Annotated in this window: 19 protein-coding genes; all 19 read left to right on the top strand. The window is 60.1% G+C overall.

The annotated features are described in order from the left end of the window. Positions 1–631 precede the first annotated feature (631 nt). The 19 genes from VAE55_RS03725 to VAE55_RS03635 all read left to right on the top strand — a co-directional run bounded on the left by VAE55_RS03725 (position 632) and on the right by VAE55_RS03635 (position 26,626). Positions 632–2,212, top strand: a complete 1,581-nt coding sequence (locus VAE55_RS03725) for a phage tail sheath family protein (RefSeq protein WP_322814469.1) — start codon at positions 632–634, stop codon at positions 2,210–2,212. A 79-nt stretch (positions 2,213–2,291) separates the two neighbouring features. After that, positions 2,292–2,816, top strand: a complete 525-nt coding sequence (locus tag VAE55_RS03720) for a phage tail protein (protein ID WP_322814468.1) — start codon at positions 2,292–2,294, stop codon at positions 2,814–2,816. A gap of 2 nt (positions 2,817–2,818) precedes the next feature. Continuing rightward, positions 2,819–3,520, top strand: a complete 702-nt coding sequence (locus VAE55_RS03715) for a hypothetical protein (RefSeq protein ID WP_322814467.1) — start codon at positions 2,819–2,821, stop codon at positions 3,518–3,520. Next, positions 3,501–4,283 (top strand): hypothetical protein, encoded by a 783-nt coding sequence (locus tag VAE55_RS03710; protein WP_322814466.1) that lies wholly within the window; start codon positions 3,501–3,503, stop codon positions 4,281–4,283. The genes VAE55_RS03715 and VAE55_RS03710 overlap by 20 nt, the downstream gene beginning before the upstream one ends. Then, a complete protein-coding gene (locus VAE55_RS03705) occupies positions 4,280–5,587 on the top strand; it encodes a DUF4255 domain-containing protein (protein WP_322814465.1) in 1,308 nt (435 codons plus the stop codon). Before VAE55_RS03710 ends, VAE55_RS03705 begins: the two co-directional genes overlap by 4 nt. Beyond that, positions 5,584–7,539: an ATP-binding protein gene (locus tag VAE55_RS03700; protein WP_322814464.1), complete on the top strand. Its 1,956-nt coding sequence runs from the start codon at positions 5,584–5,586 to the stop codon at positions 7,537–7,539. Before VAE55_RS03705 ends, VAE55_RS03700 begins: the two co-directional genes overlap by 4 nt. A gap of 27 nt (positions 7,540–7,566) precedes the next feature. Next, on the top strand, positions 7,567–7,818 hold the full coding sequence (locus VAE55_RS03695) for a hypothetical protein (protein ID WP_322814463.1): 252 nt from the start codon (positions 7,567–7,569) through the stop codon (positions 7,816–7,818). Next, positions 7,815–12,089, top strand: coding sequence for a DNA/RNA non-specific endonuclease (locus VAE55_RS03690; RefSeq protein WP_322814462.1), 4,275 nt, complete (start codon positions 7,815–7,817; stop codon positions 12,087–12,089). Before VAE55_RS03695 ends, VAE55_RS03690 begins: the two co-directional genes overlap by 4 nt. A gap of 14 nt (positions 12,090–12,103) precedes the next feature. After that, positions 12,104–13,051 carry a DUF4157 domain-containing protein gene (locus tag VAE55_RS03685; protein WP_322814461.1) on the top strand — a complete coding sequence of 316 codons (948 nt, stop codon included), beginning with the start codon at positions 12,104–12,106 and terminating at the stop codon, positions 13,049–13,051. A 14-nt stretch (positions 13,052–13,065) separates the two neighbouring features. Then, the gene (locus VAE55_RS03680; protein WP_322814460.1) at positions 13,066–13,698 is read left to right on the top strand and encodes a hypothetical protein; all 633 of its coding nucleotides are present in this window, start codon (positions 13,066–13,068) and stop codon (positions 13,696–13,698) included. An 11-nt stretch (positions 13,699–13,709) separates the two neighbouring features. After that, a complete protein-coding gene (locus VAE55_RS03675) occupies positions 13,710–14,006 on the top strand; it encodes a hypothetical protein (protein WP_322814459.1) in 297 nt (98 codons plus the stop codon). Positions 14,007–14,011: 5 nt separating this feature from the next. Further along, on the top strand, positions 14,012–15,139 hold the full coding sequence (locus VAE55_RS03670) for a hypothetical protein (RefSeq protein WP_322814458.1): 1,128 nt from the start codon (positions 14,012–14,014) through the stop codon (positions 15,137–15,139). Next, positions 15,136–15,621 carry a phage baseplate assembly protein V gene (locus tag VAE55_RS03665; protein WP_322814457.1) on the top strand — a complete coding sequence of 162 codons (486 nt, stop codon included), beginning with the start codon at positions 15,136–15,138 and terminating at the stop codon, positions 15,619–15,621. Before VAE55_RS03670 ends, VAE55_RS03665 begins: the two co-directional genes overlap by 4 nt. Further along, entirely contained in the window at positions 15,621–15,941 is a 321-nt protein-coding gene (locus VAE55_RS03660; protein ID WP_322814456.1) for a hypothetical protein, read from the top strand. Before VAE55_RS03665 ends, VAE55_RS03660 begins: the two co-directional genes overlap by 1 nt. Continuing rightward, complete coding sequence (locus VAE55_RS03655) at positions 15,941–16,291, top strand: GPW/gp25 family protein (protein ID WP_322814455.1); 351 nt, start codon at positions 15,941–15,943, stop codon at positions 16,289–16,291. The genes VAE55_RS03660 and VAE55_RS03655 overlap by 1 nt, the downstream gene beginning before the upstream one ends. A gap of 2 nt (positions 16,292–16,293) precedes the next feature. Then, complete coding sequence (locus VAE55_RS03650) at positions 16,294–18,804, top strand: putative baseplate assembly protein (protein ID WP_322814454.1); 2,511 nt, start codon at positions 16,294–16,296, stop codon at positions 18,802–18,804. Beyond that, a complete protein-coding gene (locus VAE55_RS03645; protein ID WP_322814453.1) occupies positions 18,801–21,320 on the top strand; it encodes a putative baseplate assembly protein in 2,520 nt (839 codons plus the stop codon). Before VAE55_RS03650 ends, VAE55_RS03645 begins: the two co-directional genes overlap by 4 nt. 16 nt (positions 21,321–21,336) lie before the next feature. After that, the gene (locus VAE55_RS03640; protein WP_322814452.1) at positions 21,337–23,469 is read left to right on the top strand and encodes a phage tail protein; all 2,133 of its coding nucleotides are present in this window, start codon (positions 21,337–21,339) and stop codon (positions 23,467–23,469) included. 49 nt (positions 23,470–23,518) lie between these two features. Continuing rightward, positions 23,519–26,626 (top strand): DUF6519 domain-containing protein, encoded by a 3,108-nt coding sequence (locus VAE55_RS03635; protein ID WP_322814451.1) that lies wholly within the window; start codon positions 23,519–23,521, stop codon positions 26,624–26,626. Positions 26,627–26,884 lie beyond the last annotated feature (258 nt).

Here is a 26,884-nt window from a genome sequence, read left to right as displayed (position 1 = left end):
GATGTTTATTTGTGCTGGCCCGTTGGGTGCGCCACTGCTGCTGTTGATCTGGAATGGTAGGGTGCGTATCAAGGTCTCGCTTGCGACCGCTGGCTTGTCGTGATTGGAAGGTCGGATCATTCATCATTGACAGGCCAGATGCTTGTGGGGCGTGGTTGCCGTGATCGGCAGGGTGAGCGGTGCAATACGCGCCTGGTATTGAGTACGGTGGATGCGGAAGCGTGGCTTCCGCACTCCAAACTACGCGACACGTGGATCAGTGCGTGTGGAAGGTAGACAATCCAGCGTGTGATTGCGGTGCAGGAACGTCGGATCATTCATCATTGACAGGCCAGATGCTTGTGGGGCGTGGTTGCCGTGATCGACAGGGTGAGCGGTGCAATATGCGCCTGGTATTGATGATGTGGAAGCCACGCTTCCGCACTTCTGCGGTGGCTGACCATGGCGCACCGATGACTGCATTGTCGGCCATGAAACGGATCACGGGGGCAATATACGCCTGATGGATCGCCGTGTGTGATCGGAGTCAGGAGCGGTAGTACTGTTGCAAGCCGCGGAGTTGCGCTGATGAGATGAGGTGGGCTGGTGAGTCTGGGTGGCGGAGAGGTCGGTCTGTTCAAGGAGCAATTGTATGCCGGTTACGCTGTCTTATCCGGGTGTGTACATTGAAGAGGTGCCGAGTGGCGTGCGCACTATCACCGGTGTGGCGACATCGATTACCGCCTTTGTTGGGCGAGCGCGGCGCGGCCCGGTGAATGATCCGGTACGGATTCAGAATTTTGGCGATTATGAGCGCCTCTTCGGTGGTTTGTGGGAAGCCAGTACGATGAGCTATGCGGTGCAACACTTTTTTCTCAATGGGGGTACCGATGCGCTCATTGTGCGCCTGACCAACGGTGCGCAGCGGGCACAGTTCAGCCTCGCATCGGTGAGCGGCACAGACAACCTGGTGTTGGAGGCGAGCAGTGAGGGTGCCTGGGGTAATGATTTGCGGATTGCGATTGATCACGCTACCCGTCCCTTGAGCAGCGCCGAGGCTGATAAGGTCTTTAATCTGACCGTGGTTGAGATTGTGCCGGGGAGCAGTCCGTTGCAGGCAGCGCGGCGGGAAACATTCCGTAATGTCTCGATTGATCCGACGGCGCCGAGCTATGTGGGAACGGTGCTGGCCCAGGAGTCGCTGCTGTTACGGCTGCCCGATCCGTATGTCGGTACGTTCCCGACCGTGCGCCCGGCGATTGTTGGCACCGCGGGTGATTTGAGTACCTTCACTGCGCCAACGCAGAACGGTTCTGATGGGAGTCCGCTGATCAGTACTCAGTACGAGGGCAGTTTTGATGATAAGACCGGTGTGTATGCCCTGCGTAAGGCCGATCTTTTCAATTTGCTCTGTATACCGCCGTTTACCCGTGATACGGATGTGAGTGAGGCGGTCTGGACGAAGGCCTTGCAATTTTGTCGCTCGGAGCGGGCATTTCTGATCATCGATGCGCCATCTAGCTGGAAGAGCATTGCAGTAGCGGTAAGTGGGATTGGTGCTTTCAGTGCGGCAGTGGCGCGGGATGATCACGCTGCGATCTATTTTCCGCGAGTCCGGATTCCCGACCCGTTGCGTGAGAATCGTCTAGAGGAATTTGCTCCCTGTGGTGCGGTTGCCGGTGTTTTTGCCCGTACTGATGCGCAGCGTGGGGTGTGGAAGGCACCGGCAGGTCAGGAAGCAACCCTGTTCGGCGTGCGAGCGTTAGCCGTCAATCTCACCGATGGCGAGCAAGGGCAGCTCAATCCGTTGGGGGTTAATTGTCTGCGCTCATTTCCGGTCAGTGGCAATGTGGTTTGGGGGGCACGAACGTACCGAGGCGCCGATCAGTTGGCGTCGGAATGGAAGTACATTCCGGTGCGTCGGCTGGCGTTGTTTATCGAAGAGACGCTTTACCGTAGTCTGCAATGGGTGGTCTTCGAGCCGAATGATGAACCGTTGTGGTCACAAATTCGCTTGAACGTCGGCGCCTTTATGCAAACGCTCTTTCGCCAGGGTGCGTTTCAAGGTCGCTCCCCGCGTGAAGCGTATCTGGTGAAGTGTGACCGTGAGACAACGACCCAAACCGACATCAATATGGGTGTGGTCAATATTGTGGTCGGGTTTGCGCCACTCAAACCGGCTGAATTTGTCATTATCAAGATTCAGCAGTTGGCCGGTCAGATTGCAGCCTGATCGAAACTCTCTGCGGCTTATCACTTCGGAGCGGGGTCGGGGGTGAGCGGTTGAATTTGCAGCGATAAGGGGATACTCTATGGCTCAGTTTAGCGTGAATGCGCAGCGCTTTGATCCCTACAAGAATTTTAAGTTCCGCATCAAGTGGGATGGTCGGTATGTGGCCGGTGTGAGTAAGGTTTCTGCCCTGAAGCGTACTACCGAGGTGGTTGAGCATCGCGAAGGCGGTGATGCCAGCAATGTGCGCAAGTCGCCGGGACGCACCAAGTACGAGCCGATTACGCTTGAGCGCGGTGTCACCCACGACACCGAATTTGAGAAGTGGGCGAATAAGGTGTGGAATTACGGCTCCGGGCTGGGAGCAGAGGTTTCGCTGAGGGATTTTCGCAAAGACATCATCATCGAGGTCTACAACGAAGCCGGTCAGCTCGCGATTGCGTACAAAGTCTACCGTTGTTGGGTGTCGGAGTATCAGGCGCTGCCCGAACTCGATGCGAATGCCAACGCCGTCGCTATTCAGAGCATCAAACTGGAAAACGAGGGTTGGGAGCGCGATTACGACATCGGCGAACCGGACGAACCGACCTTTACTGAGCCACAGTAGCCATGATGACGGTTTCGGCTTCAACCGTACTGCATATCTGGGAGACGGGTATGGCGCAGCCGCCGGTTGTGCGAGCGCTGTCGCTGTTGACGCCGTTTTTCCAGGATCAGCCGCTGGCCGGGCTACCTGTCGGTGCTCGCGATGCGCTGTTGTTGATGGTGCGAGAGTGGCTCTTTGGCACCCAGATGCCCTGTGTGGTGCGGTGTCAGCAATGTGCGGCACGGCTTGAGTTTACGCTGGCGACAACCGATCTGCGGGCACTGTCGCCTACCACCACCGTGCATCAAGTTGATCACGCAGGGGAGACGATCACCTTTCGTTTGCCAACGAGTGATGATCTGCTGGCGTTCCCGCCGGGTGCGGCAACGCCACGGCTGATCATCGAACGCTGTCTACTTGAGGCACCGGCAGCGTTGTCGAGTGATGCCCTGACCGCCGTAGCTACGGCGATGATGGAGGCCGATCCGTTGCTCGATTTCCGCATTGCGCTGACCTGTCCAGAGTGCGGTCATGCGTGGTCGGGGCCGTTTGATGTGACGGCGTTCGTCTGGCAAGAGATTGATGCCTGGGCACGCCGATTATTGCACGATGTGCATACGCTGGCCCGCGCTTACGGTTGGGGTGAACGCGACATTCTGGCTCTCAGTCCCTGGCGACGGGCTTTTTATCTGCGGTTGGTGAGCGATGAACGATCCATTGGCTAATCTGTTGGCCCGCAGCTTTGGCAGTGAACTGACGGATAGTGTCCAACCACGTCTGCCATCGCGATTTGAGGTGCCTGTAGCGCCAGATCACGCCTATGAGGCTGTATTACCCGCTCAGCCGACAGGGGTGCCGGATTCAGCGTTGCCGCTTATGCCGCCGGTGGTGCTGGCAATCCCCCCACCCATCACGTCGTCCGCTCCAGGGGCGACTACACCGGCTACCTCGCCAGTGCATAGTGATGAGACATTATCGCCGCCGAATCATCTGCTGGCATTGCCGACGATTAACGGTGTACCGGCGGTGTGGGGACAATCGCCAACCGGTGTCACACCGCAGACGAATGTGCCATCACAGGGGCAGAGGGAATCGGCCCCACGAACCGGTTCGGCGATAACGGACAATCATCCTCTGCATCCTGCACGAGCGGCCTGGCTACCGGCTGACGTAGCTGGAGCGCCGGCTCATCATGTCGCGCCGGATGAACCGGTCTCAGCAGTCGGGCGGTCGGCCACACGGCGACCGCAAGTAGAGGCGCGACCTGAGCGAGTGGAACCGGTGATGCCGCGTATTCCGGCTGCGTCGGCGGAAACCGGGCCATCGCTGGCACCGCGTCCTCCGCGCATCTCGATCACCATCGGGCGGATTGAGGTACGGGCAGTGCCACCAGTGACAATCCCGCCGGCGCAACCACGGTCGCGTCTACCGCGACCGGCGCTCACGCTTGATGAGTATCTCCGGCGACGTGAGGGAGGAAAGCGATGAGTAACGCGCTGGCAATCGCTGCGGTAACCGCCGTGTTGCGTGATCTGTTGCAAGATGGTTTGATCGACCACGACATCACCGGTACGCTGGGTGATGTCACGGTGAGCGTACTGTCGCCGGCGCAGGCATTGGCCTCGTTCACGCCGGGGAGTGGCCAGCTCAATCTCTTTCTCTACCGGACAACGCTCAACGCCGGCTGGCGGAATTATGGTCTTCCTTCCCGATCTGCCGGTGGCGATCTGGTGAGCGATCCGCCATTAGCGCTCGATCTGCACTATCTGCTCACCGCGTATACCGATCAGGATTACCTGGCCGAGCTGTTGCTTGGCTATGCGATGCAACTCCTGCACGAAACACCTGTCCTGGCCCGTGATGCCATTCGGACTGCGCTGGCCCCACCGGCACCGGTCAGTGGGGTAGGCTTACCGGGAACGACGCGGGCCAGCCTGGTGGCTGCCGATCTGGCCGACCAGATTGAACAGGTCAAAATCACGCCGCAATCGTTGACGCTTGAAGAGATTTCGCAGATTTGGTCGAGTCTGCAATCACCGTACCGGCCCAGTGTGGCCTATCAGGCATCGGTGGTTTTGATCGAGAGTCGGCGACCAACCCGTCAGGCATTGCCGGTGCGACAGCGCAACTTCTACGTGTTGCCATTCCGGCAACCACGGATTACACAGATCGGTTCACAGCGCAACAGCACCGAACCGATTAGCGTGCAGCAGCCGATCCTTCCCGGTTACCGACTGGTGGTACGTGGCCAGCAATTGCGCGGCGATGACGTTGTCTTGCGGATTGGCGAGGCTGAAGTGGTGCCCGACCAGATGACCGACACGCAGCTTATCGCGCCGTTGCCGGCCACGCTCCGCGCCGGTATCCAGGCGGTGCAGGTTGTGCAGCGGTTACAGATTGGGACGCCCCCCACCCCGCACCGTGGCGTTGAGTCGAATGTGGCAGCGTTTGTCTTACACCCCATCGTTACGGCCACAGCTGGCCCACGGGATGGTGATGGGAATGTCACTTTTACCATCACCCTGACGCCGCCGGTAGGCAAACAACAACGAGTCGTACTGCTGCTTGACGAAACGCCACCGCCGGTCAACCGATCACCGTTGTCGTTTGCGTTTGCATCACCGGCACGACCAGCGGCTCTGCCGCCTAACGATACCGATGACGTTTTGACCTTTACGACGGCCAGTGTACCGGCGGGAACTTATCTGGTACGGGTGCAGGTCGATGGGGCTGAAAGCCAGCTTGCGATGAGTGGTGGCGTCTTTAGTGGGCCAACGGTGACAGTGCCATGACGACCGAAACAACAGTTGATTGGTTGACAGCGAATCACCGGTACCTGATGGCGGCGCTGGCGGTGCTTCGTTGTCGTGTAACCGGCGCCAGCGCTGATCAGTCTCTCGCCCAGGCCTTGCAGGCATTAGAGGCAGCGCGGGCTGACATGCCGGCATTATCGGCGCTGGACCGACTTCAGATCATCTTTGGCCTATCTGACTTTGAGACTGGCTTGATCTTGCTTTGCGCCGGTGTCGAACTTGATAGCAAGCTGGCGGCAGCCTGTGCCGCAGGGCAAGGCGATCCGCACCGCTTTCGGCCAACGGTTGGGCTGGCGTTATCGCTGTTGCCGGGTGCGCATTGGAGTGCGTTCACGCCAACGGCACCGTTGCGATATTGGCGATTGATCGAGATGGCTGAGGGTGAACTACTGGTGACGACTCCGCTCCGCATTGATGAGCGGGTATTGTTCTATCTGTTGGGAGTGGCAACCCTGGATCGCCGCCTGCAACCATTGCTGCGTCTGCTGCGACCATCCACTCCGCTGCCGCAGGCGCATGCCGATCTGGTCAAGCGGATTGTCGCGCTGTGGGAACGCGAAGCTGAACCTTCGCCGGTGCAGATATGTGGTGCCGATTCGGCGCAACGGCAGGCGATTGCGGTTGCGGTTGGCGAGCACGTGGGGCGCATCGTGTATCTGCTGCGGGCCGAGGATGTACCACCAGACATGATCGAACAGGAGACGCTGGCGCGGATTTGGGAGCGGGAAGCGGCGTTAAGCGGTGGATTGCTCTTGACCAGTGTGGAGGATGCCGAACCGACACGGGCGCTGGCGCACTGGCTGGAACGGGTACAGGGGATGGTCATCCTGTCCAGCGCCGATCCGTTGCCGATGAATGAACGATTGGTTGTGCGCTTTGAGGTGCCGCAGCCGGATCGGCGCGAGCAGCAGGTGCTCTGGCAACAGATACTGAACGAGCACGGACGGAATCTGAACGGTCATCTGGATCGGTTGTTACAACAGTTTACGCTCGGCGCAAACGCGATTCGGGCTGTCACTATGACGACCACAGGTGATGGTGAAGCCGATTGGTGGGATGCCTGTCGGCTTCAGGTGCGCACCCGGCTTGATGGTCTGGCGCAGCGAATCGAGACCAGGGTCGGTTGGGACGATCTGGTGCTGCCGGAAGAATATCTGATGACACTCCGCCAGATGGTGGCGCAGGTGCGGCAACGGGTGCGCGTGTACGAAGAGTGGGGCTTTGGTTTGCGCGACAGGCGGGGTCTTGGTATCAGCGCCCTCTTCGCCGGGCCGAGCGGTACCGGTAAGACGCTGGCGGCTGAGGTACTGGCTAACGAATTGCGTCTCGATCTCTATCGCATCGATCTGAGTGCGGTGGTCAGCAAGTATATCGGCGAAACCGAGAAGAATCTGCGGCGCATTTTCGATGCTGCGGAGGGTGGTAGTGCGATCCTTCTCTTCGACGAGGCCGATGCCCTCTTCGGACGGCGCAGCGAGGTCAAAGATAGCCACGACCGCTACGCCAACCTGGAAGTGAGCTATCTCTTGCAGCGGATGGAGGCGTACCAGGGGTTAGCCATTCTCACCACCAATATGAAGCAGGCGATTGATACCGCTTTTCTGCGGCGAATTCGCTTTATCGTCAATTTTCCGTTCCCCGATGCAGCTCAGCGCCAGCGTATCTGGCAGCGCATCTTTCCTCCACACACACCCCTCGCCGGGCTGGATTGGGGCAAGCTGGCCCAGTTGAATCTTGCCGGGGGAAACATTCGCAGCATCGCGCTCAACGCTGCGTTTCTGGCTGCCGAGGCTGGTGAGCCGGTGCAGATGGCGCATATTTTGAGCGCGGCGCGCAGTGAATACGCCAGACTCGAAAAGCCGCTGACGGAAACGGAATTGCGGGGGTTTTCGACCATTGATCGCGCCCGTTCAGTTCAGGGTCGTCGGTAGCCGGCTCGTCCGGGAGAGGAGCGTCTGATGGCTGTTGAGATTGATCTGCACATCGAGGAAGTGCTCTTCGTTGGTTGTCCTGGGATTGACCGGGAACGGGTCCGGGCCGCGCTGGTTGATGAATTGACCCGACTGTTGCAAGAGGCTGAGGGGGTGTCTTCAACGTGGCGCTATCGCGAGATTGATCTGGTTGATGGTGGTACCCTACGCCTGACGGGGATGACGCCGGAGGCTATCGGTCGGCAGATGGCGCTGACCATATTGCGGAGTCTGCAATGATCAGGGTGGTTGTGCGGCAATCTACCCAGACCGGTGAAGTGGCCCGGCGGAAACCGGTGGCGGTCAACCCTGCCCGGCCCATATCCCGGCGCGTCAACGCGACCGATAAGGATGGTGCTGAGGCGGCACAACCACTCTCCGATCACGAAACCGTTGGGCTGACGGAGCTGTTGGCGCAGGCGATGACCATCCCACCGGTGCCATTACCGCATCGTGCTGATCTGGAGGCGCACTTCGCCCAACCCCTCGCGCAGATTCCGGTCTATGCCAATCCGGTTGCCGCGCAGGCTCTGGCGCTGGCGCACGCTGAAGCGCTTACCTATCAGGGAGCGATCTTTCTCGCCGATCCCCATCCGTCACTTGCCCTGATCACCCACGAAGTTGTACACGCGCTTCAGATGCAATCGGCGGCTGCGCCCATGCCCAACCAGCAGGTGGTGGCGGCGAACGATCCGGCTGAGCACGAGGCGGCAACGCTGGCCGATCAGGTCGAACGCACGGCAACCACAGCGCTGATACCACCCCATCTGGCAGTTACCACCACGCTCCCCGCTACTGCCCTGGCATTACGGCGAACCACTCCACTATCACCGACTGCTGAGCCGGCGACAACGGCATTTCGGCGCACCGTTGACCGCATGCCGCAACCATCACCATCGAGCCAAACAGCGGAGAGCCAGGCATCTGCCCCCCAGGCTGAAACGCTACCGGTGCCGGCGCTTGAACCAGACCAGCCGCCACTGGAATTGCCTCCAGCACCGACACCGGGGATCAGTGAGGCTGAGGTAGCGGCCCAGCAGGCGGCTATGGCAGAAGCCAGCGCTGCTCTGAGCGCCGCTTCCGATCCAGAGGCATTGATGGCGGCGTTTGCCGACGCGCCACCAACCCTCAAAGCCCAATCTGCGGCAACCCTGGGCACCGACACGGATCGGCTGGCGAAGGCAGACGTCGCTCAATTCAATGCTGACGTGCCGGACATCCACGCCACCCTCACCTCAGTAGTCGAAGAGCCACCACCATTGACGGTGGTATCACCGGACACCCGCCCCCCTGAACTGACTGTTGAAGGAACGTTGCCGCGTGGCGAAGTACCATCAACGCCCGATCCCGGTCGTTATACTGCCAACGACCGCCTCACTGCCGATGTCTTGCGTCTGATGAGCGGTACAGCCGAAGATCGGGCGACCCAGATTGCTGAACAGTTGCGCTCGGTGCAGGTTCAGGACGACACAGTTGTTACCTCACCTGGGGTGCCACCACGGATACCACTGACCGACGGCGCCGATCCAGAGCAGATCGACAATCACCTGCACGAAGGTGTCAGCCAATCACGCCAGCTTCGTGATGAGGCTGCACAGGCTGTGATCAATGGCCCCGGACCTGAACAGGCGCAACCGGTGGCCCTCGATGAAGCCTACGCTGTGGGTGAGCTGATACAACCGACTATTGCCGCACCGACCATGCCGGAAGGACCGCAGGCATACCTTGAGCTGGGTCTACCCCCCGACGTACAGGTAGCCTTCGATCAGCAGCAGCATGCGGCAATGGCGGCGAATATGGCCACTGCCCACCAACAGGTAGTCGCCGCCGGTGTCGAGCGCGATCAACAACAGGCCGCAGCGATCAGCGAGGCGCAAGCCCAGGCTCAGGAGCAATCGGCCCAGGCCGATGCCCGCCAACGGGACGGGGTGATGGAGGTGCGCAACCAGATACAGAACGCTCGTCAGGAGACCCTGGCCGCGCAACAGGCGGCTGTGGCTGACATCGAGCAACAGGCAACGGTTGAGCGTACCGCTCAGCGTCGCCAGGTTGACGAGCGAGTTCGGGCTGATGAAGAGCAGATCACACAGCAGTACGCTACGGCGGAACGTGATGCCCAGGCTGAAGTAGCAGACGGTGAGCGACAGGCCGCAGCCGAACGGGATCGTGCTGCCCGTGAAGCCGAAGAACAGAGCTGGTGGGATCGGGCAGTCAATGCGATACGTGATGCCTTCGCGGCATTGACCAGGGCAATCGGCGCGATCTTCGATGCGGTGCGGCGGGCAGTGAATGCCATTCTGGATGCAGCAAAAGCATTTGCAATGAGGCTGATCGACGCTGCCGTATCGTTTATTAATGGCTTGATTGCCGCATTTGGGGCATTCCTGAAGGGGCTGATCGACACCCTGATCGGTAGTATCTTCCCCGAACTGGCAGCCCGACTCAATGCTGCCATCGACGGCGCAGTTGCCTTTGCGCAGAACGTTGTCAACACGGTAGCAGCGACCCTCAAAGCCGGAATTGCCGCGATTGTCGAAGGCTTACGCGCCGGTTTGAACGCGATCATCAACGCTTATCAGGCCGCACTCACCGCTGCGCTCAGCGTTGTCCAGGCCGTGCTTACCGGGGATTGGGCGGCGCTGGCACGCATGGCATTGGAAGCGGTGCTGAAGGTGGCCGGGGTTGATCCAGAGACGTTCTACCAGTTTATCGGTCGCGCTCAGGAGACCTTCCAGATGATTCTGGACAACCCCGGTGGTTTTGTCAGCAATCTGGTCGACGCATTTCTGAACGGCGTGCGGCGATTTGCCGACAACTTCTTGAACCACCTGCAAGCCGGCATTATCGGCTGGCTAACCGGTGCGCTCGGTGGGGCCGGAATTACGTTGCCCGAACGGTTTAACCTCATGGGAGTCCTGCGCCTGATCCAGCAAATCCTGGGTTTAACCTGGGAACGGCTACGCGAGCGGGCAGTGCGTTTGATCGGTTCCCAGGCCGTTGCCGTGATTGAATTTGTTGCCGGTTACCTGCAAACGTTGATCGAAGGCGGATGGGATGTGCTCTGGCAGCGGATACGCGACGATCTGGCCAGTCTGCGCGATATGGTGTTCGATAGCATCAAAAACTTCTTGCTCGAACGGATTGTTATGGCGGCGATTACCCGACTGGCGACGATGTTCAATCCGGTGGGAGCGATTGTCAATCTGATCATCGTCGCCTACAACCTCTTCACCTTCTTGCGTGACCAGTTAGCGCGCATTATCGAAGTCGTGCAGACGGTGGTCAATGCCATTGGCGATATTGCCCGTGGCGTCATTCAGCCGGCAGCGCAGCGGGTGGAAGAGGTTCTGGCCCGGTTGTTACCGCTGGTAATCGATCTGCTGGCGCGCCTGCTCGGTTTGGGTAATGTCGGCAGGCGAGTCCGCGAGATCATTGAACAGGTGCGGGCTGTCGTTGATCGCGCCCTCGACCGCTTGATCGAGCGGGTACGGGGTATGTTCCGGGGTGGGGGGGATGCTGCGTCAACTGCGGCTCGCCCCTCTGGTGAGCTGGCAATTCCCTTTGCCGCTGATGGTCAGCATCACCTCTATGTGCGTATCATCAACGGGCGGGCCGTGATGACAATTGCCAGTCAAGAGCAAGATTTTGATCAATTTGCTGCCGGGCTTGAGCAACGCATCCAGGTGCTACCCGAAGGTCCTGACAAAAATCGCCTGCTTCAACAACTTACCCATGCCCGGCAACTATCAACCACAGTTGAGACACGGCAAACACAGGCAGCAACCCGTGCCGCTCAGGAGCGCGGCGGCAATATTCAGAGTCAACTTGATCAGCTTATCGCAGCGCTGTCAGCAGTTATGGTGCGGGCAAGCAATGTGCCGCCCGACTTCACACCTGGTGTCATCCAATACAACCCACAAGGGGATCGCGCCAGACGTGCTCACGGTTGGCTGGGCAAGAAACAACCACGCGATGCTGAAGATCAGGCACGTGTATCAAGACCGGTCAACGACGCGATCCGACATCTGGCAGATCAAGGAGTTTCGATTAACACCACGTTTGATGCCGGTCACCTGATTGCCAGTCGCTACGGTGGGGATGGCCGCTGGCACAATCTAGTACCGATGGAAGCGAGAATGAATAGGAGCTGGTTTAGCGCTTTTGAGGCGAGAGTGCAAACACACGTCGATGCCGGCGAAGCCGTTTATGCGGATGTTGAAGCACAGTATGGTGGCGATCCTTTTGATCGTTTGCTCGGCGAGACGGAAAGAACGCAATTGACGGCTGCGCAACAGCTTGCTGCTGCCACGGCTTTTGGGCGCATTCCACAAGCGATTGTCGTGTCTGTTGGTCGCCGTTCTGGTAATGGTCCTGATCAACCTCTCTTTAACTTACCCTTTGATCCGCGTCTGCGTCTTTCACTCACAATTGGACAGTCTCGTGAAGGATTGGTTGGTCAGGAGACAGTTCCTCGCGCACGAGAGGTTTTTCAGCGACGTGATGAAGAATGAAGTAAGGGATTATTATGCGCTCGGCTATCCGTCAATTGCAATCCCAATCTCAGTATGTGGCCCATTCTGGTGTGAGGCAGCATACCCATCCCCTCGACCCGGCCACCCGCACCCGCTTCGCGCCGCGCTTCGGGTATGACCTTAGCACCGTTCGTATTCATCACGACCGCTCGGCGGCGGTTACTGCCCGGAGTCTCGGTGCCGTAGCATACACCATCGGGCGCGATGTCTTTTTTGCGCCCGGTCAATACGCTCCGCATACACCTGCCGGACAACGCTTGCTGGCCCACGAGTTGACGCATGTCGTACAGCAGGCTGAAGGGACGCACGGACAGAGTCTGCACGCGCTTGAGGCGGAGGCTGAACGGCATGCCAACACCGCAATAACACCGACACCAATCCGTCGCTTGTGCCCGCTGCCGGTACCAGCTCAGCCACTGCTTCAGTGCTACCGTGTGCCCGGTTCGCTACGCTGTCACGAAGTGGTTGACTGGCTGAACACCAACTCGCCCTACGCGCCGGAATGGGCCGAAACCCGTTGTACCTACGATTTCAACGGTGGTGTGCAGACCCGCAGTGAGACCTTACGTGACGGACGAGTGCGGGTGACTGCACGGGGAACGCCTTCGGCTACGGTTGGTGTTGACTGTCCGATTGACCGACCTGAATGGGAACCTACGGAGCGGCCCAACCGTGATGCCGAGGTTGCCGCCTGGCAGGCGATGCGGGCAACCCTCGACGCTCACGAAGCCGAGCATCGCCGGATCGGCCAGCGCTGGCGGGCTATTCTGGAAGGACGCTTTCGGGCTGTCAGTTTCACGGTTACCGGTAGTGACGCTGCGGATGCGATGCAGCAGGCCCAGGATCGGTTGACCGCTCTGCAACGACAGTGGCAGGCTGATGCCCAGGCGGCCCAGAACGCGATTGATCCATTCCGTGGGGCAGTATTGCGCTGCCCCTGAAGCAAGGATGCCCTATGACCACGTTTCCTCGTTCACCACGTCTGCTGAAAGGTGCTCTCGTCAGTTTCGATCTACCCAATCCGCAGCCGGCTGTCATCATCTTTCAGTACAACCCCGACACCCTGTCGCGTACCCTTGAAGCCCAAACCGGCAGTGAGGGCAGTGATGCACTGCGGATTAAGGGTGCGCCGGTTGAAACGATCAAGCTGGATGTTGAACTCGACGCGACCGACCAGCTCGAACAGGGTGGAGCGGTACTTGGTTTACACCCACAACTGGCTGCCCTGGAAGTGCTCATCTATCCAAAGAGCAGTCTGGTAGTTGCAAACACGGCCCTGCTTAATGCCGGCACGATTGAAATTCTGCCACCACAGGCACCCTTCACACTCTTCATCTGGGGACCGAAGCGCGTGCTGCCGGTTCGCCTGACCGAGTTTAGCATTAGTGAAGAGGCGCATGATCCGCAGCTCAATCCCATTCGGGCAAAAGTCTCGCTCGGTTTGCGGGTGCTGAGTTACAACGACCTGCCACTGACGAATCCCGGTTACCATCTCTTTCTCGCTCATCAGATTGTCAAAGAGACGATGGCAGCGACGACGCGGAGTAGCTCGCTTGATGCGACCGGTGCCGGATCACTGTCGTTGTAAGGAGGAGTACCTTGTTTAATCCCAACAGCCGCTACTATCGGATCGCAACCGCAATCTACACCGATACCGATGGCCGGGAAATTGTCTATCTGCGTCGTCGCTTCTTACCGCACGGTGCTGCTATGCCCCTTCTGGCCGAGATTGAAGTAACCGGTGCCGACCGTCTCGATCTGATCGCGACCAACGCCTTCGGTGACCCCGAACAGTTCTGGCGGATGTGTGATGCCAACGATGCTATGAATCCCTTTGATCTGACGCTCGAGATCGGGCGGCTATTGCGGGTCGCAGTGCCGACCTTTGAGGGGTGATCGCAATGAGTTTACGCAGTACCCGGCTGACAATGCTGATCGGCCCGACGATTCCGGTGCCTGCGCCACCGCCATTGCTGGCAGCCATAACCAGCGTTGAAGTGACCCATCGCGACGAAGGCCGGTCGGGGTTTCAGGTCGTCTTTCAGATCGGACGGGAAGCGGGTGATGTGCTCGATTATGCACTGCTCGCCGGCCCGGTGCTCCGTACCGGCAACCGCCTGGTGCTGATCGTCTGGTTCGGTGCATTGCCCCAGGTGCTGATGGACGGTCTCATCACCAATCAACAGCTCCAGCCCGGCGATCAGCCCGGTTCAGCAACGCTCACCATCACCGGCGAAGATGTGAGCGTGGCGATGGATCGGGAAGAAAAGTCGGTTGAGCATCCGGCCCAACCTGAAGCAGTGATTGCCCTCAAGATTATCGCCGGTTATGCCCAGTACGGCTTGATCCCGATGGTCATTCCGCCGCCAACGATTGATACACCGTTGCCGACCGAACGGATTCCGGTGCAACAGGCAACCGATCTGGCCTACCTGCGTCAGATGGCCGAACGGTTTGCCTATGTCTTTTACGTGACGCCCGGACCGGCACCACTGACCAACATCGCCTATTGGGGGCCACCGGTACGGATCGGCGTTCCCCAACGGGCACTAACGGTCAACATGGGTTCAGCAACGAATGTCACTTCGATCAATTTTCAGCACGACCCGCTGACTGCAACGACGCTTACCGGCCAGGTGCAGGATCGGTCAACCGGTCAGCGCATCCCGGTGCGTTCGTTTGCCAGCCTGCGTCCACCCCTTGCCAGTATGCCGGCACTCGCCTCGTTTGCCCGCAGCACCATCTTTCGTGGCGCCGGTCTGGGTGCGGCACAGGCCATGGCCCAGGCGCAGGCTGCTACCGATGCGTCGAGCGATGTGCTGACGGTCGAAGGTGACCTTGATACCGGACGGTACGGCAGTTTGTTGCAGGCGCGTGGGCTGGTAGGTCTGCGTGGTGCCGGCTTTAGTTACGATGGCCTCTACTACGTCAAACAGGTCAAACACCAGATCAGTCGTGAAGGGTATAAGCAGAGCTTTACGTTGACCCGCGAAGGTCTTGGTTCAACGGTACCGGTGGTGCTGCCATGAATCAGTTTTTCGGCAAATACCGTGGCAAAGTTGAAAACAATATCGATCCGTTGCAACAGGGGCGGGTGCAGGTGAGCGTGCCGGCAGTGCTCGGCGATGGTCGCCTGAGCTGGGCGATGCCGTGTGTGCCCTTTGCCGGCAATAGTGTTGGTCTGTTCCTCGTCCCGCCGACCGGTGCCAATGTGTGGGTGGAATTCGAGGGGGGCGATCCCGATTACCCGATCTGGAGCGGCTGTTTTTGGGCGCCAGGTGAAGTGCCGGCCTCACCTGCGCTGGCCGAGATGAAGGTCTGGAAGGCGGCCACGGCAACCATCACCATCAATGATGTGCCGGGAGCAGGTGGGATCACGATTGAAACAACAACCGGGGCCAGGATTGCCATCTCGGCCACCGGGATCGAGATCGTGAATGGGCAGGGTGCCTCGATCAAGCTAACCGGGCCACAGATTTCGCTCAATGATGGAGCATTGGAGGTGACATAATGTCGGGATTTCTTCTCCACGTCGGGGCGACGGTGCTCTGTGCTCATGGTGGTCAGGCGCAGGCCACCGCTCCCAACCCCAGGGTACGGGTGGGCGGGCAGCCGATTGTTACCATCAGCGCACCGCATACCGTCGCTGGATGCCCTTTTTCAACGGCCAGCGGTCCAATGCCGTGCGTCACTGCCCAATGGACAACCGGCGCGAGTCGGGTACGGGCCGGCGGTGTACCGGTCCTGTTGCAGGACAGTCAGGCCACGTGCGTCCCTAATGGCACACCGGTCAATATTGTGATGACGCAGATGCGGGTGAGGGGGAACTAATGCAGATCGCGTTTCCGTACACGATTGACGGCAGCGGGCGTACTGCCCAGGCCGGCGATGATGACCATATTCGCCATTTGATCGAACAACTCCTCTTCACCGCTCCCGGCGAACGAGTCAATCGACCGGGCTTTGGTGCCGGTTTGCACCGCTTGATCTTCGCACCGAACAGCACCGAACTGGCGACGGCACTGGAATTTATGGTACAGGGAGCGTTGCAAGAGTATCTGGGTGAGTTGATCCGGGTCGAGACGGTGGCCATAGCGGCTGAAGACGAGCGGTTGCGGGTGACGGTGCATTATGTCGTGCAACGCACCCGGCAGCGTCGTGTGGTTGAGATTGCGAGTTAAGTATGGGCATACAGTTTCGCTGTGCGAATGTGCGCCGGGCACAAGTGCTGGGCATGAGCGCGATACCGCTGAACGGGATTGATTTTCTGGAAGTGCTCGATCAGGACGTGCCGCCTGGCGTGCCACGCCAGCGCACGCTGCTCGTGCAGATGATCAAGCCGGCACCCTGGGGATTGAGTGCGCTGAATGTGCGGATTGATGGCGGCGTGCGCGTTACCGGGATCAGAGTGGTGTGGGTTCTTCGCGCCGCTGATGCGAGTCCTGCCGATGTTGCTGCCGGCCTGATCACCCCTGCCGAACGATCTTTCTACAACGGGCTGCCGGCTGCCGACCGCACGCTGGTGGTACGGGTGAATCAGGCCGGTGACTTTTCTCCCTATACCTTCCGTCTGGTTCGTTCACCGACCGACCCCTCACCTCCTGCCGGCTTCGATCCGGTGCTGAGTATGGTCGAGCTTTCGTTCAAGGTCGATTGCCCGGCGGAGTTCGATTGCGATCCTGGTCAACCGTGCCCGCCCCAACCCGCAACGAATCCGCCCATCGACTATCTGGCTCGTGATTATGCCAGCCTGCGCCAGATGCTGTTTGATCGTCTGGCCGTTGTCGCACCCGACTGGCGTGAACGCAACCCTGCCGATCTTGGCGTGGCGGTTGTCGAGGGATTGGCCTACATCGGCGATTACCTCAGCTACTACCAGGATGCAGTGGCAACTGAAGCCTATCTCGATACGGCCCGACGACGAGTGTCGCTACGTCGCCATGCCCGGCTGCTCGACTATGTGCCACATGATGGCGCCAATGCCCGGACCTGGGTGCAGGTGCAGGTCACTGCACCATTGACCTTGCCGGCGAAAACACCACTGCTGACCAGAGTTGGTGGTGCTCCGGTGCGCATCTTGCCCGACTCGCCTGAACTTGCTCTTGCCCGCCAACAACGGCCATTGGTCTTCGAGACGATGCATGATGCACGGCTCTTTCCTGCGCATAACCAGATGACGGTGTACACCTGGGGGGATGAAGGTTGTTGTTTATCGGTTGGCAGCACGCAGGCAACGCTGCGTGGCGATCTGAGTGCAACCCTGCGCCCTGGCGATGTGCTGGTCTTCATCGAGCGGCGCCATCCACAGACCGGCTATCGCGCCGATGCCGACCCCCAGCGCCGCCATGCTGTTCGCCTGACCCGCGTCACCGCTGCCAGTGATCCACTCGGCGGCCAGTTTGCCGATCCGCCGACCGCTAGTCCAGTTGCGGTCACTGACATTGAATGGCTGGCAGCCGATGCGCTGCCGTTTGTCCTCGATCTGCGTGATGTGGCGGTACCCGCCGATGATCGTGATGAGAGCGGTGAACCTTACCAGCCGGCCAGTGTCGTGTTGGGCAATATCGTTCTTGCCGATCACGGTGAAACGTTGCCCGCCGAGCAGTTACCGGTGGTGCGTGATCCATTACGCTACCGTCCCGTATTAAGCCGTACCGGTATTACCTTTACCGCTCCTTTCGATCCAGCCGATCACACAATCCCGGCAACCCGTCTGGTGAGCGATACCCAACCGCCCGCGACGTTGCCGGCCATCACCCTCACCAGCCCTGCCGGTCTCTGGCGACCGGTACCCGATCTGCTCGGCAGCAATCGCTTCCAGACCGAATTTGTCGCCGAATTAGAGCAGGATGGGCGTTTGTACCTGCGCTTTGGTGATGATCGCAATGGACGAGCGCCGGCATCCGCTGAACCGCTTGTTGCGCACTACCGCGTCGGTTGTGGCACCATCGGCAATATTGGTGCTGACGCGCTGGCGCACATCGTGACTGTCGAGAGTGGTGTCAGTCAGGTCCGTAATCCACTTCCCGCGCGTGGTGGCAGCGAACCAGAGTCCAGCGCGGCGATTCGTCAGTACGCACCGCAAGCCTTTCGTCGCCAGGAGCGGGCCGTCATCCCTGCTGACTACGCAGTAATGGCCGAACGCCACCCCGACGTGCAGCGGGCGGTTGCTACCCGGCGCTGGACGGGAAGCTGGTATACGATCTTTATCACCGTGGATCGGCGTGGTGGCTTGCCGGTAGATGCCGGTTTTGAAACCGACCTGCGCATATTTCTCGAACGCTACCGCATGGCCGGACAGGATATCGAGATTGACGGCCCGATCTATGTCGCCCTCGATCTGGCCTTCATCGTCTGTGTCGAACCCGGCTACTTCGCAGCGAATGTCAAAGCCGCCCTGCTTGAGCGCTTCAGTCCGCGTAACTTTTTCCATCCCGATAACTTCACCTTCGGTCAACCGCTCTATCTGAGCCAGATCGTAGCCGCAGTGATGGCTATTCCGGGTGTGCGCTGGATCGACACCGCCGGCGGCCCTGGCAAACCGACCCGCTTTCAGCGCTGGGGACAGGCACCCCGTGGCGAACTGGCCAAAGGCCAGATCGATGTCGGTCGCCGCGAGATTATCCGTTGCGATACCGATCCAAACCGGCCTGAGCACGGGCGCATCGAGTTCATCATGGAGGGTGACCAATGAGCAGTGATCAGCTCGCATCCAACGAACCGTGCGGTTGTGACGAACGGCTCGTGTTACCGTCACCGCATACCAATCCGCCTGCGCAGCCTGCCCTCCATTATCGGTTGGGCACCCACCAATCCTTTCTCCGTCGCATGATCGCCCGCCTTGCCCAACAACCGGTTGCCAACGGACGCCGTCCGCTCGCAATGTTGACCACCCGCGATCCTGCCGATCCCTCGCTGGTACTGCTCGATGCAGCCGCCACGCTGGCCGATGTTCTCACCTTCTACCAGGAACGGATCGCCAACGAGGGCTTTCTGCGCACGGCCACCGAACGCCAGTCGGTCTTGTATCTGGCCCGCGCTATCGGGTATGAACTCAAACCCGGCGTCGCTGCCTCGACCTATCTTGCCTTCACCCTCGACGACTCGCCTGCGGCACCGGCCCAGACCCTCATCCCTACCGGAACGCAGGTGCAGAGTATTCCGGTGAAGCAGGGCGAGCTACCACAGACCTTTGAGACTAGCAGCGAATTTGTTGCCCGGAAAGCCTGGAATCTGCTGCGTCCGCGACCTACCCAACCACAGCATCTCGATAAAGGTTCACAAACAATCTATCTGGCCGGTATTGATACTCGCCTGCAACCGGGCGACTATCTGCTTCTGGTGGGGAGCGAACGCGAGCGTGATCCCGGCAGCGAGCGTTGGGACCTCCGGCGAGTGCTGTCAGTAACTCCCTATCCCGACCCAAACGGTGGCTACACCATGGTAACCTGGGAACCCGGCCTTGGTTCGAATCGACCGCCCATGCGCCCGGCTGCTCAACCACAGGTCTTTGCCTTACGCCGTACTGCCCATCTCTTCGGGTTTAACGCCCCTGACTGGCGTCTGATGCCGGCGGATATCAAAGCCCAATACGCCGACTCGGCCCACTCGCTTCCTTCCGAATGGCCAGGTTTTGCCATCGACAGTCGCAACCCTCAGCTCGAACTCGATGCCGCATACCCCAAAATCGTACCGGGAAGCTGGATCGCCCTGCTCACTCCCGGCTACACTGAACTCTACCGCGTGACTCGTAATGAATCGGTTGGGGTAGCCAATTTTGCCCTCTCCGGTCAGGTTACGCGCCTGACCGTTGATACGACTGAAAATCTCAACCGCTTCACCCGGCGCTCCACACTGGTGTTGGCCGAAAGCGAGTTGCTGGTGATGGCTGCCGAGCCAATCGTGACCCCGGTGACCGGCAAGTACCTCGACGTGGCCGGTGTCGTTAGCGATCTTCAGCCCGGCCAACCGCTCATCGTCAGCGGCAAGCGCAGCCTCACCGACGAACATCCCACCGTTGCCGTAGTATTCGTCGCCGCAGTCCATCCTGCTGCCGACTTCACCACCATCGTGTTACAAGATAAAGGGCTAGATACGATCAGCCTGATCCGCTCAACCACCGTCATCTACGCCAACGTGGTCGCTACTACCCATGGCGAAACTACTAGTGCCCCAATCGGCAGCGGCGACGGTAGCCGTTCCCAGCAGCAGTTCCGGCTCAAGAAGTCCCCCTTGACCTATGTGTCGGCGACGACTCCTACTGGTACGGCTTCTACCCTGTCGGTGCGAGTCAATGGCGTTCTGTGGGCGGAAGTACCTTCACTCTACCTTGCTGGCCCTGATGATCAGTCCTATGTCGTGCGCATCGACGACAGTGGCACCGCAACCGTCCTTTTCGGTGACGGAGCACACGGTGCTCGCCTGCCTACCGGCCAGGAAAACATTGTCGCCACCTATCGGTTTGGGATCGGCCTGGCCGGTGAAGTAGATGCAGGTGCACTCACCCTGCTCAAGACCCGCCCGCCCGGTGTGCGGAGCGTCACCAATCCCCTTGCGGCGACCGGTGCTGAAGACCCTGAGACCCTTGACAGTGCGCGCCAGAATGCCCCGCAAACCGTCCTGACCCTTGACCGCATCGTCTCGCTGCAAGATGTTACCGATTTCGCCAATGCCTTCGCCGGGATCGGCAAAGCGCAGGCCGCTGCGTTTCGTCACGGTGAACAGATGATCATCCACCTGACGGTGGCGACTGCCGGCGGCGATTCACCGGCAGCGACCGATCCACTCTTGACCAACCTGCGTCTCGCTATCGATGCCGTGCGTGATCCGGCAATGCTAATGGAACTGGCCGGTTTCAGCTCTCTCACCTTCCGACTCACGGCCAAAGTCCGCTACGACCGGCGCTATCGCGCCGATGATGTCCGGCTGGCAATTGAAACTGCGCTCACCACCACCTTCTCCTTTACCGTGCGCGAGTTCGCTCAGCCGGTGACCGCCGCTGAAGTCATTGCGTGCATACAGTCAATTGCGGGCGTGGTGGCTGTTGACCTCGACGAACTGGCGTATGCCAGCGGGCGCACCGCTTCCCATCCCTCACTCCTCATCGCCCGACCTGCCCGTCAGATCGGCGCCACCATTGCGCCCGCCGAACTGCTCGTGCTCGATCCAAACGGGATCAACCTGACACTGATCGATTCGGTTCTGCCATAGTTGGGAAAGGCTTCCTATGTCCATCCATCCGCGTGATCGCTTATACGAGCTGTTGCCGGCTGTCTACCGCATTCGTGATGCCGCACAGGGTGAACCGTTGCGTGCGCTGTTGACCATCATCGGCGACGAACTGGCCCGGATCGAAACCGACATCGGCGATCTCTACGACGATTGGTTCATCGAAACCTGTGCCGCCTGGCTCATACCCTACATCGGCGACCTCCTCGGTGTGCGCTCACTCCGTGAATTGACCGCCGTCACCGATGTCAGCCTGCGTGCCTATGTCGCCAATACCCTGCGCTACCGCCGCCGCAAAGGGACAGCACCCGTCCTCGAACAACTCGTCCGTGATATCACCGGCTGGCCGTGTCGGGTCGTCGAATACTTCACCCACCTGGCAACCACCCAGCATCTTAACCATATCCGGCTGGATAGCCCGGCGACGGCATCCTTGCGCGACGCCAACCGGCTTGAATTGACCGGTGGCCCGCTCGAAACCCTCAACCGTACCGCCGAAGTCCTCCGGATCGAAAACGGTCGCGGTCGCTACAACATCCCCAACCTCGGCCTCTTCGTATGGCGCATCCAACCCTACGCCATCCAGGGTGTCACGCCGCGACCGGTCACCGACCCGCCTGATGGTCGCTACTGGTTCAGCCCCCTCGGTAACGACATTCCCCTCTTCAACCGGCCCCGTACCGAAATCGAAATCACTCACCTTGCCGAGGAACCCGATCTACCGGTGCCCCTGCGTCGCCGCGCCCTCCACGACGACCTCGCCGCGCTCCGCCAGGGCAGCATCAGCGACAGTGCCTACCTGCCTGCCGCCCGGCCTGCTTTTCAAATACTGGTACCCGACGGCACCGGCAGCCTCGTACCCGTCCCACCCTCCCAAATCCTCATCTGCGACCTCAGCGACTGGCGTCGGCCATCTGCCCCGTTTCAAGTCGCCGTCGACCCGCAACACGGTCGGCTCACCTTCCCCGGCGGCACCGTACCGACCGACCTGCTGGTCAACTACACCTATGGCTTCGTTGCCGACATTGGCGGCGGTCCCTATACCCGTCGCACCACCCTCATCAATCCAACTCCTGGCGATTTTGCCGCCACCGTCGCCCAACGGAGCAGTGCCGATTCCACTACCCTCGTCGCAGCGCTCACAGCCTGGAATTCTTCATCGGCATCGCTTGGCGTCATCACCATCCTCGACAGCGCCACCTATCGCGAAGACCTCACCATCGCCACGACGCCCGGTCGCACCCTCGTCATACAGGCTGCCGACGGCCAGCGCCCGCTCATACACCTCACCGAGCCGCTCCGCATCATCGGCAGCGGCAACAAAGCCACCCTCAGACTCAACGGCTGCTGGATCGCAGGCGGGATCGACATCGCCGCCGGCGCCCTCGAACGCCTGGAACTAATCCATTGCACCCTCGTCCCCGGCTGGCACCTCGATAGCACCGGCACCCCCCAATTCCCCACCCGACCCGCCATTCAGGCTGCCGCCCCCAACCCCGATCTGCGCATCGAACTCACCCGCAGCATCAGCGGTGCGGTATATCTGGCGGAGGACTCTGACGGACTGCTTGCCCACGATACAATCCTCGACGCCTTCGCGCCGGCCAGCCCAGCCTGCGCTGCCGGTGCCAATGGGGAGAAGATCGGCCCGCCGGCCAGCTTTATTCGCTGCACAGTACACGGTGAAGTGCGGGTGCGCCAGATCGACCTCATTTCCGAATGCATCATGCTGGGTCGCGTCATCGCCGCCCGCCGCCAGATCGGTTGCAGCCGGTTCAGCTTCCTGGCGCCAGGATCGCGCACCCCCCGCCGTTTTCGCTGCCAGCCCGACCGGGTTCTTGCCGCTGCTGCGGCTGATCGTGGCATCCCCGTCTCGGCCCTATCCGCAGCTCAGCGCCAGACGATCACCCTCTCAGTCACACCATCATTCACCAGCACACGCTTCGGTCATCCGGCCTACATGCAACTCGCTCGCTCCTGCCCCGATGCCATCACCCGCGGGGCTGAAGACGGCAACGAAATGGGAGCGTTCTACCTCATCCAGCAAGCCTTCCGTCTCGCAAATCTCCACCAGGCGTTGCACGAATACCTGCGCGTCGGTCTTGCTGCCGATGTCTGGTTAGCAACATAGCAGATACGGTGTAACGGCACTGTCTTCTCTTTTCGACAAGGAGTCTCCTATGCGCGGTGATTTTACCCGTTGGACGTTCAACCGCACCAAACACTACAGTGGTGTACTCAATCAGCAGGGGCGGGTCGCGCTCGATGCCGATTGGAATGAACAGATCGCCATCGATCTTGATGATGACCGCACCGTCCGGCGCGATCTAATCGGCCTGTGCGGCGGCCCCCAGGGGCAGGCCGGCTTTGACATCGTGATAACAGGCGGTACCCTCACCGTGACCGCCGGTCGTTACTACGTTGCCGGCATCCGGGTTGAAAACAATCAGACCGTTCCGATCACCGCACAACCCGACTTACCGGTAGCCGACCTGTCCGAACTGGCTGGTCTGCCCGCCGGTACCGCGCTCCCTGCCGGTACCTACCTTGCCTACCTCGATGTCTGGGAGCGACACATCACCGCGCTTGAAGACCCTGCGTTGCGCGAAGTGGCTCTGGGTGGCCCCGATACCACCACCCGCCTGCGCGTCATGGCGCAGGTCAAACTCCTGCGCCTTGGTGACCTGGGAGCGTCACTTTCGTGTGCATCCACCACTCCCGCCTGGGACGCCTTGCTGGCCGGCAGTACCGGTCAGCTCGAAGCCCGTGCCGAACCCGATCCAACGGTGACCGACCCCTGCATCGTGCCGGCCACAGCCGGTTATCGCGGTTTAGAAAACCAGCTCTACCGGGTTGAAGTTCATCGCATTGTCTCTCCGACCCGCATTGCCCTCAAGTGGTCGCGCGAAAATGGCTCTGTCGTGGTTGGCTGGAGCGGGCAGGATACACTCAATCCCAACCGCCTTACCGTGAGCAGTACCGGGCGCGATGAAGTGTTAGGGCTGGCACCCAACCAATGGGTCGAACTCACCGACGACGACCGCGAGCAGCGAGGGGAGTCAGGGCTACTGGTGAAAATCGTCCAGGTCGAAGGTCAGGTCATCACCATCGATCCTGCCGGTCAGACCGTTGCCTACACTGCGTTCACGCGCAGTCCCAAAGTGCGGCGCTGGGATATGCCCGACGGCGAAGTGATCGTGACCATCAACGCTGCCGCCTGGACCGATCTCGAACAAGGCGTGCAGATTCGGCTTAAAGCGGGCACCTTCCGCCCCGGTGATTACTGGCTCATTCCGGCGCGGGTTGCCACCGGCGACATCGAATGGCCGCGTGACACCGCTCAACAGCCGATCCCCCAACGATCGCACGGCGTCCACCACGCCTATTGCCGACTGGCACTGCTCGAATTCAGCGGCACAACCTGGACAAAGCGCGGTGATTGTCGGCGACTCTTCCCACCGCTCACCGAATCAATCCACTTCTACGGTGCAGGCGGTGACGGTCAATCCGCCCTACCGGGTGAAATACTCCCACAACCGTTACAGGTTGCCGTCACCAACGGACAGCAACCGGTAAACAATGCCCGGGTACGCTTTCAACTCGTACCACCAACCGCAGCCGGCCAACTCACAGCCGGGAGCGTGACCGGCACCAGCATTGACGTTACCACCGGTGTAAATGGCATCTACTCGTGCCGATGGCGACTCGGCCCGACGGCCCAGAATCAACGGGTCGAAGTATTTCTGGTCGAGATCGACGGTAAGCCGTTCGTTGATAATACCGGCGAACCGATACTCCCCCGCATCTTCTTCAATGCCGGCCTTGAACGGCAGAGCCGGGGCGGGTGTTACGTCACCATCGGCATTGACGGCGACTTTCCCGACCTCAACACCGCCTTCAAAGAACTGCTGGCCCGCGACGAACGCCGTCTCACCTTCTGCCTGCGTCCTGGCGTGCACGAAGTCGGCGGTTTCCGCCTCGATCCCTCGCTCGAAGACCGTCCCTTACAGCTTGAGATCAAAGGTTGCAGCTTCGCCACCGATCTGCGCCTGACCGCACCGCTAGAATTTACTGGGATTGACTCCATCGTCCTCCACAACCTTGCCCTCACCGTCACCTTCATCCCCGAACCGGGAACGGCTGCACTCTCGTTTACCCGCTGCCCACACCTGATCATCACCGACAACCAGTTCAGCGGCATGACCGTGACTACAAGCGGACAAGATAACAGTCTCGGTGGCAGCGCACTACTGAGCATTGTCGATAGCGATACGGTTCGTCTGAGTGGCAATACCTTCGTCGCAGCGATACCTGAGCGAACCTTCCCGCCACTCCGCGATCTATTTGCGAAAGCGGAACTGGCATCACTCGCCGATCTCTTCGCTGATGAAAGTCGGCTTATGTTCCCAGAGGGGCGTGAACCGGCCCGCAACATTGCCGAAGAGCTGGCCCGCCTCGATCCCGGACAGCGCCAGCAACACGCCCGTAACATAGCGGTCCAAGTCTCCGAACGAATGAACTCCCTGTCGGCTAGCGAAATAGTGCAGTTCACGAAACTGACCACAGCGTTACAGGCGTCCCGGGCAAATACGGCCACACTCTTCGACATCCTGCTCGATCTGCGCCTATCGGCGGTGAAATCCCGCCCCGGCACCGCGCTCATGCTCCACCAGCGTCGGCTATTCAGCGGCGAAAATCTTGGCCTCATCGCCGACCTCCTCGACGAAGACGACATGATCCTGCTTGAACACAACCGCATTGCCGGAATCATCAGCCTCTACGGCATGCCGGCGCCACGCGAACAGATCGCCGAACTCGCCGGACGGCTACGCGCGTTTGATCGCCAGCCCAACGAACCTGGCGGATCACGCCTGCAAATCAACAGCTCCTTCATGGGCACAATCCACCTGCGCAGCAACCATCTGGTCGCCCTCACCATCGGCGCTGCCCTGCTTAACACATTGCAGCCATTGACCGATCAAAGCAACCCTGCGCTACCCGAAGACATCTGTGCTCGCCTCTTACTAGATAGCAATATCATCGAAGGAGTATTCAACATCACCCTCAGTCGCAACCTGATCATGCAAGCCAACACCTTTACTGCCATGGCCGCCCCGCGCACTCGCACACCCCCAACCACTACCGCCGGTTCGGCTATCGCCCCCCTCGGCTGGTGTCTCGCCGATGCTGCCACCTACCTTGGCAATCAAGGTCCTGGACAGGCAACCCTCTTCGACATCGCTCGCCTCAGCGAACGGGTCGCCAATCTCCAGATACAAATCGTATAGGGGCTATGCTTTCGTGGGGGCATAAACATTTCCGGCACACTCCCCACCCGACACACTAGCTGGGATCGCACGCCTCCGGCGCACTCACCGCAACTGGGAGTGTGCGCCTCCGGCGCACTCACCCCGTGTACCCTACACACTACTGACCCTCCCTGAACCGTTCACCCCCGCCCCCAGCGGGCTATGCATTACCCATAACTCGGATATTGCATTGCCCGCGTGCCGGAGCAGGTCGGGGGCATGATGACGGGCGTGCTC

The organism is Chloroflexus sp., assembly GCF_034432675.1.
Classification (GTDB): domain Bacteria; phylum Chloroflexota; class Chloroflexia; order Chloroflexales; family Chloroflexaceae; genus Chloroflexus.
The sequence above is the reverse complement of the archived record's forward strand: the minus strand, read 5'-3'. Positions and strand labels throughout refer to the sequence as shown.

What these genes read in the sequence shown, in the direction of transcription:
- VAE55_RS03725 (WP_322814469.1), top strand. Translation starts at nt 632, where the DNA reads ATGCCGGTTACGCTGTCTTATCCGGGTGTGTACATTGAAGAGGTGCCG.
- VAE55_RS03720 (WP_322814468.1), top strand. Translation starts at nt 2,292, where the DNA reads ATGGCTCAGTTTAGCGTGAATGCGCAGCGCTTTGATCCCTACAAGAAT.
- VAE55_RS03715 (WP_322814467.1), top strand. Translation starts at nt 2,819, where the DNA reads ATGATGACGGTTTCGGCTTCAACCGTACTGCATATCTGGGAGACGGGT.
- VAE55_RS03710 (WP_322814466.1), top strand. Translation starts at nt 3,501, where the DNA reads ATGAACGATCCATTGGCTAATCTGTTGGCCCGCAGCTTTGGCAGTGAA.
- VAE55_RS03705 (WP_322814465.1), top strand. Translation starts at nt 4,280, where the DNA reads ATGAGTAACGCGCTGGCAATCGCTGCGGTAACCGCCGTGTTGCGTGAT.
- VAE55_RS03700 (WP_322814464.1), top strand. Translation starts at nt 5,584, where the DNA reads ATGACGACCGAAACAACAGTTGATTGGTTGACAGCGAATCACCGGTAC.
- VAE55_RS03695 (WP_322814463.1), top strand. Translation starts at nt 7,567, where the DNA reads ATGGCTGTTGAGATTGATCTGCACATCGAGGAAGTGCTCTTCGTTGGT.
- VAE55_RS03690 (WP_322814462.1), top strand. Translation starts at nt 7,815, where the DNA reads ATGATCAGGGTGGTTGTGCGGCAATCTACCCAGACCGGTGAAGTGGCC.
- VAE55_RS03685 (WP_322814461.1), top strand. Translation starts at nt 12,104, where the DNA reads ATGCGCTCGGCTATCCGTCAATTGCAATCCCAATCTCAGTATGTGGCC.
- VAE55_RS03680 (WP_322814460.1), top strand. Translation starts at nt 13,066, where the DNA reads ATGACCACGTTTCCTCGTTCACCACGTCTGCTGAAAGGTGCTCTCGTC.
- VAE55_RS03670 (WP_322814458.1), top strand. Translation starts at nt 14,012, where the DNA reads ATGAGTTTACGCAGTACCCGGCTGACAATGCTGATCGGCCCGACGATT.
- VAE55_RS03665 (WP_322814457.1), top strand. Translation starts at nt 15,136, where the DNA reads ATGAATCAGTTTTTCGGCAAATACCGTGGCAAAGTTGAAAACAATATC.
- VAE55_RS03660 (WP_322814456.1), top strand. Translation starts at nt 15,621, where the DNA reads ATGTCGGGATTTCTTCTCCACGTCGGGGCGACGGTGCTCTGTGCTCAT.
- VAE55_RS03655 (WP_322814455.1), top strand. Translation starts at nt 15,941, where the DNA reads ATGCAGATCGCGTTTCCGTACACGATTGACGGCAGCGGGCGTACTGCC.
- VAE55_RS03650 (WP_322814454.1), top strand. Translation starts at nt 16,294, where the DNA reads ATGGGCATACAGTTTCGCTGTGCGAATGTGCGCCGGGCACAAGTGCTG.
- VAE55_RS03645 (WP_322814453.1), top strand. Translation starts at nt 18,801, where the DNA reads ATGAGCAGTGATCAGCTCGCATCCAACGAACCGTGCGGTTGTGACGAA.
- VAE55_RS03640 (WP_322814452.1), top strand. Translation starts at nt 21,337, where the DNA reads ATGTCCATCCATCCGCGTGATCGCTTATACGAGCTGTTGCCGGCTGTC.
- VAE55_RS03635 (WP_322814451.1), top strand. Translation starts at nt 23,519, where the DNA reads ATGCGCGGTGATTTTACCCGTTGGACGTTCAACCGCACCAAACACTAC.